Below are 5,126 nucleotides of genomic sequence, written 5' to 3' on the forward strand. Positions count from 1 at the left end.
AGCAGACATGGGCGGCGCGGGGTGCGCCGGTCGAACTGATCGGTCGCGGCGACGTCGCGCGCCGAATCGGCACCGGCGCCTACGCGGGCGGCTGGAGCGATCGCCGCGCGGGCAGCGTGCAGCCGCTCAGCTATACGCGCGGCCTCGTGCGCGCCGCACAGGCGAGCGGGGCGGTCGTGCACGGGCTGACGCGCGCCGTCGGGCTGACGCGTGCCGGCGGTCGCTGGCAGGTCGCGACCGCCGGCGGCGCGACGGTATCGGCCGACCGCGTCGTGCTCGCGACCAATGGCTATACCGACGGACTGTGGCCCGGCTTGCGCCAGTCGGTGATCGCCGCGAACAGCTTCATCGTCGCGACGCAACCGCTCGCGCCGGAACTCGGCCGCGACATTCTCGCCGGCGGCGAAGTCGCATCGGATGCGCGGCGCCTGCTGCTGTACTTCCGGCGCGATGCGGCGGGACGCCTGCTGATGGGCGGTCGCGGCCCGTTCGCGGAACCGCGTGCGGCGAGCGACTGGCGCCATCTCGAGCGTGCGGCGACGCTGCTGTATCCGCAACTCAAGGGCGTCCGGTTCGAATACCGCTGGGCCGGACGCGTCGCGATCACCGCGGATTTCATGCCGCACGTGCACGAGCCGGCGCCGGGCGTGACGATCGCGCTCGGCTACAACGGGCGCGGCATCGCGATGGCGACGACGCTCGGCAAGCATCTGGCGGCGCACCTGTCGGGCGATGCGCAACTGCCGCTGCCGTTCCGCGTCACGCCGATCCGGCCGATTCCGTTTCACGGGCTGCAGCGCTTCTATATCGCGGCCGGCGTGGCCTGGTACCGGCTGCTCGACAGCCTGTCGTAACGCAGGCGGGAAGCAGGATCGCCAACCGTCGTCCGATCGGGCAGAATCGACACTCCCAGTTTCAGCCGACGGATGCCGCATGACCGATCCGAACGAATCGCCCGGCCGCCGCGCCTATGCGAGCTTCGCGCAACGCTACGCGGACATCGCGCCGACGAAGGCGCACAACGCGCTGTACGAACGGCCGGCGACGCTGGCGCTGCTCGGCGACGTCGACGGCCTGACGGTGCTCGACGCCGGGTGCGGCCCCGGCATCTGCAGCGAACACTTGGCGCACCGCGGCGCGACCGTGCATGCGTTCGACGTCACGCCGGAGATGGTCGCGCTCGCGCGAACGCGCTGCGACGGCCTCGCGGTCGACATCGTGGAAGGTGACCTGGAGGCGCCGCTCGCGTGGCTGCCGGATCATGCGGTCGACAAGGTGCTGTGCTCGCTCGCGCTCGACTACGTGCGCGATCTCGCGCCGACGCTGCGCGAATTCAGGCGCGTCGCGCGCCCCGGTGCGACGCTCGTGTTCTCGATGGCGCATCCGATGCGCGACTGGATGGACGAACGGACGCGCGGGGAAGGCACGTACTTCGACACGTCACGCTTCGGTTTCCACTGGTCGGGGTTCGGCGAGCCGAGGCCCTACGTCGAAGCCTGGCGGCGGCCGCTGGCCGACATCCTGAATGCGCTCGCCGACGGCGGCTGGCGGCTCGACCGATTCGTCGAACCGAAGCCGCTGCCGGAGATGAAGGCGGCGTCGGAACGGCTCCACGCGGAACTGTCGCTGGCGCCGGCCTTCCTGTGCATCCGCGCGCGCCGCTGATGCGGCGCGACGCCCGCGCGGCGTTCAGTGCCGTGCCGGCTCGTCGTTCAGCGTGCCGAGAAACGCCTCGATGTCCTTGATGTCCTGCGCGGTCATCGCGGGCTTGTCGCCCGGCTTGCGGTCGAACGGCGCGTCGGTCACGTCGACGTTCGCGCGATATTTCGGCGGGAGGTCGTCGTACTCGTCGACCTTGCCGTCCGCGCCGCGCGAATAGAACTTCTGCGGCGAGATGCTGCGCTCGTTGTAGAACGCCATCACCTGGTCGAGCGTATGGAACACGCCGTTGTGGAAGAACACGCGGCGCGTCGCCGAGTTGCGCAGCGTCGGCGTCAGGAACATCCCGCAATACTGCGTCTGGTCCTTCAGGTCGTCGCGGAACGGTCCGCACACGCCGAGATCGTGGAACGCCGGGTTGCGGTTCTGCGCAAGCGCCTGGTTGCGCGGCGCACCGAGCGCCTCGTACTGGTAATCGGTGAACATCGGCGGCAACCCGTCCTTGCCGGGTTTCGACAGATGGCAGCCCGCGCAATTCGCCTTGTCCGGATCGTTGAACAGGCGCAGGCCGCGCAGCTCGGCCTGCGTGAGGCGCGCGCGGCCTTCGAGCCAGCGGTCGTACTTGCTGTTGTACGGATGGAACGACGGATCCTCGACCTGGTAGCGCGCGATCGCGAACATCGCCTCCGACACCGCGAGCTGCGGGCTGTCGAACACGCGCGCGCCGAACAGTTGCACCAGCTGCGCGCGGTGCGACGACTGCGCGAGCTTGCGCGCCACGTCGTCGATGCTCGCGTTCGCCATCTCGACCGGATTCAGCAGCGGGCCGAACGCCTGCTGCTGCAGCGTGTCGGCGCGGCCGTCCCAGAACATCCCGCCTTGCGGCACGAGCTGCGGCGCGGCCGACGTGCCGGCCACCTTCTGCGCCTTGACGACGCCGGCCGCCGACGCGGCCTGCTGCGCGACGCTCGGCGCGGCGTCGTTTTCGCCGGCATCCGGGCCGATGCTGAAGTTCGGCTGGCGGTACAGGTACATCAGCGACGGCGGCGGGCGATAGCCCTGCTGCGTCATCGCGAGGCCGCCCGGCTGCACGTCGAGCGCATTCGGCGGCCCGTACGCGTGGTCGGGGCTGTGGCACGACGCGCACGACTGCTTGCCCGACGCGGACAGCGACGGATCGTGGAACAGCGCGCGCCCGAGCTGCGCGACCGCCGACAGCGGCTGCGCGGCGGGCCGCTGCAGCACGACCGGATGCGGGTTCGCGCCGGTCCAGTCGGCGACGACGGTGCCGATGGCCGCCGGCACCCGCGCGGGAAACGCGATCGCGAACGCGCCGTAGCCGAGCACGGCCGCGCCGAACACGAACGCCGCGCGGCGCGGCAGGCGGGAAGGGGCGCGCGGCGCGGGGGTGCCGGAGGCGTCGGAAGAGGGGACCGCGGGTCGGGCTGTCATGCTGTCGATCGGAACTCGGGCGCCGCTCGACGCGGCGCGTTAAATGGAAACGGCCGGCGCGCGAGGCGCCGGCCATGCGGTCGGGCAGGCGACGCTCAGATCGCCGGTGCGGCGCTCAGTGCGGTGCCGAGCGTCGGGTCGAGGTACAGCGGCGTCGTGTTCGGCTTCGACGTGAAGTCGAACAGGTTGCGCAGGTCGCCCGCGGTCGCATCGAACGAACCGCCGCCGATGCGCTGCCCGCCGAGCCAGTTGTCCTCGATGAAGCGCACGACGGACGCCTGGTCGAGCATCGTGTGGTCGACGTAGTTCTGCTTCGCATACGGCGAGATCACGACCAGCGGAATGCGCACGCCCGGGCCGCAGCGGCCGTTCACGGTCGCGCCGTTCACGCCGGTGGTGCCGCCCGTGCCGCACTTGCCGGCGCCATTGACCTGGTCGACCGGGTCCGACGATGCGTGCGTCGGCGCCGTGTACACGTGGTCGTACCAGCCGTCCGAGTCGTCGTACGTGACGATCACGGCCGTGTTCTGCCAGTCCGGCTGCTGCTGCAGGAAGTTGACGACCTTGGTCACGAACGCCTGCTCGTCGAGCGGATCCGAATAGCCCGCATGCCCGTCCTGCGCGGCCGGCGCCTTCAGGTAGCTGACCGACGGGAAGTTGCCGGCCTTCACGGCGGCGAAGAAGTCGTCCGTGTCGTACTGGTGGTTCGCCGGCTCGGCGGTCTTGCCGTCGGCCTGGAAGCTCGAACCGATCGCCGCGACCGAGCTCGGGCGCGTGTGCTGCGGGTTCGCGGTCGACGCGTAGTACTGGAACCAGTTGTGGTGCGGAATGTAGTCGGCCGTCGCGGCGTTCACGGCGGTGGCGACCGTGCTGCGCGCGCAGCCCGTCGTGCCGTTGCCGTTCGTCGTCGACAGGTTGAAGCCGCCCATGAAGCCGCCCCACGTGATCTTCGCGCCGTTCAGCAGGTCGCCGATGTTCTTGCCCGTCATCATCGCCTGGTCGGTCGTGCTCGAGCACACGTCGAAGCCCGGGTCGACGTCGTTGATCATCGTGAAGCCGCCCTGGCCGTCATTGATGTAGTACGAGCTGGCCGCGAGCGTCGACGGCTGCTTCGACGTCTTGACGATCTGCATCCCGTTGGTCTGGCCGGATACCACGTTCAGCGCGCCGGGCGTCGACGGGCCGTAGACCGTCGTGAACGTGTTGTCGCTCATCGCGAAGCGCTGCGCGTAGTTCCACAGCGCGGTCACGGTGTTGCCGTCGAAGTAGCCCATCACCTGGCCCTTCGTGCCGAACGCGCCGGCGCCGCCGGACGAGCCCTTGCCGGTGTACTTCGGGAACAGGTCGGCGAGGCCGTTGTCCTCGGCCTGCTGCTCGGCCGTGTACGCGTGGTTCTGGTCGGCGGTCGCGGCCTGCGTGCGGTCGAGGCGGAACGGGTTCGCCGCGTCGGTGCCGTTGGCCGTGTTCGTGAAGTTCGGGTTCGCGGTCAGCAGCGTGCCCGTCAGCCCGTTCGACGTCGGCGTGCCCGCTTTCGCGGTGAACGCCGGTTCGCCCGACGGGTTCGTCGCGTTCGGATAGGTGCCGAAGTAGTGGTCGAACGAGATGTTCTCGCCGTAGATCACGACCACGTGCTTGATCGGCGTGGCGGTCTGCAGCGCATCCTGCGACGACACGGCGGGCGTCGACGTGGGATCGTCGCTGCCGCCGCAGGCGAACAGCGCCAGCGCCGCGGCTGCGCAGGCGGTGACGAGCAAGGCTTGACGGAACATCGGGAAACTCCAGGTAAGGTCTTCGAGGGTGGGGCGCGGCTCCGTCGCCGTGGCGTGTCGGTCGGCGCGGAGCGCGTGAGAGAGCACGCGCATTGAAACAGCCGCATATGAAGATATGGGGACGGAGTGGTTTCGTGACGGTTGCACCGCGGTATCGATTCCATTACGCCGGCACGAGGCGCGAAAGAGAACGGAAAGGGGCAGACCGCGTGCGGCCGCCGCGGCAGGTGCCGCGGTGCGGCGGGC

General features: G+C 70.0%; 4 protein-coding genes. 2 read left to right on the plus strand and 2 right to left on the minus strand.

Annotated elements, in window-relative coordinates:
• Nucleotides 1–854 (plus strand): FAD-binding oxidoreductase (locus G3N62_RS34320; RefSeq protein WP_206141485.1); only part of this gene is annotated, 854 nt, incomplete at its 5' end.
• 79 nt (nucleotides 855–933) lie between these two features.
• Nucleotides 934–1,665 (plus strand): class I SAM-dependent methyltransferase, encoded by a 732-nt coding sequence (locus G3N62_RS34325; RefSeq protein ID WP_049032587.1) that lies wholly within the window; start codon nucleotides 934–936, stop codon nucleotides 1,663–1,665.
• 24 nt (nucleotides 1,666–1,689) lie between these two features.
• Here the strand turns inward: G3N62_RS34325 and G3N62_RS34330 are convergent, their stop codons facing one another.
• Nucleotides 1,690–3,111 (minus strand): cytochrome c peroxidase, encoded by a 1,422-nt coding sequence (locus G3N62_RS34330; RefSeq protein WP_069705346.1) that lies wholly within the window; start codon nucleotides 3,109–3,111, stop codon nucleotides 1,690–1,692.
• Nucleotides 3,112–3,206: 95 nt separating this feature from the next.
• Nucleotides 3,207–4,880: an alkaline phosphatase family protein gene (locus tag G3N62_RS34335; protein ID WP_034191434.1), complete on the minus strand. Its 1,674-nt coding sequence runs from the start codon at nucleotides 4,878–4,880 to the stop codon at nucleotides 3,207–3,209.
• Nucleotides 4,881–5,126: the final 246 nt, after the last annotated feature.

The organism is Burkholderia sp. Tr-20355 (assembly GCF_017104685.1).
Taxonomy (GTDB): domain Bacteria; phylum Pseudomonadota; class Gammaproteobacteria; order Burkholderiales; family Burkholderiaceae; genus Burkholderia; species Burkholderia seminalis.